General features: G+C 51.5%; 1 protein-coding gene. It reads left to right on the plus strand.

From position 1 onward, the window contains the following. The coding region (locus AC1DQP_RS20590; protein ID WP_478052442.1) for a hypothetical protein at positions 1 to 913 on the plus strand (913 nt) is incomplete at its 5' end. Positions 914 to 1,304 lie beyond the last annotated feature (391 nt).

The raw sequence follows: 1,304 nt of genomic DNA on the forward strand, positions 1-1,304 counted from the left end.
GTACAGAGACATCATACTCGGAACAGCAGCGATCCCACCAAATCTACGCGTCATTCTCAAGTGCGTTGCTCCGACCGTACTGCGCAATGGGTTACCGCTACCTGCCAACGCCGAAGATCTAGATGCGACTCATCGACCCGATTGGTTCAGAATTGGCGCATTCAGAGTTCCGGGATTTGACACCGCTCACTGGGCGCTTAGGCATGTGTCCATCAACTCGTATTTTTTCCAGATCTTTGTTCCGTCTCAAGCCAGCCCGCCAACGGCTTCGGACATGAGCAGCTTGCTCGATGCACTAGAAAGAGACTCGGATCCGTACGTGAACTTGGATAGCAAAGGAGAGGTGCAGTTGCCCGACGCATTCATGTCATCCTTTACCCATCTCAAATCACACATGGAACAGTTTCCAGTAGCATATCAGATGCCTCGAAGCGACCTAGTTGAGAGACTTGTCACCGAAAACCCTGAGTCGCTTTACCTGCGAATCTCCAGGTCTGATATCGAGTCCGGACTACTGGACACAACACTCAATTTGCTAACAGAGCTCATCTCAAGCCGCGAGGTAATTCTAGTAGCTAAAGATAAGTTGGAAATATCAATTGATGGCTATTGCGAGGACCCTCGCGAACTCGTCGAAATTCCGGAAGTAGTCAGATTCATCAGGGACTTGGACATGCAGTGGCCTCACTGGCTATTGTTTTGCGATTCGCAAAAGCCTTGGTTCCGCCTCGTATTCTTCTGCATTTGCGGAAAGCCGCTCCCTGGCGGTCATGTTGAACTTGACATGCCTACCATCAAGCCGACATTTGATCGATGGTTCTTTTCGCTGAATGATCTGAGCAATGAATTTGCCATCTCAATCGAGGACAACAAGCGCGCCTCGAAAAAGATCGAAATGCTAATACCCCGTTAGAGATCCGCTGCCTCATCACTTAAAGATCCTTTGCAACGCCCCCCCTGCAACCTTGATCAGTGCTTACGAAAGGGAAAGCCGGAGACGAAGCGCTTCAGGACTACTTGACCCGCAAAACGTAGCACCTCTGTACCAAAGGCCTTCTGTTCTCGGCGCAGGCCTAGGGGCGGCTTGCGAGGACTTCCAAGTCTCGACCGTCGACCGGAAAGCTAGTCAACAACAGCAGCTGCCGCGATTCGCGAGAACTGGTCGGTAAGTCGCAAAGAAGCCGGTTCATCAGACAAGTCTCAGACTTGCCGTACGGACAAGAACCCTCCGCAGCTAGCAGCAGAGCGCGCGATGAGCAATCAGTCCGACACAAATCCCTCACCAATCAATGGGTTCCAACACC

The organism is Stenotrophomonas sp. P5_A8 (assembly GCF_056400545.1).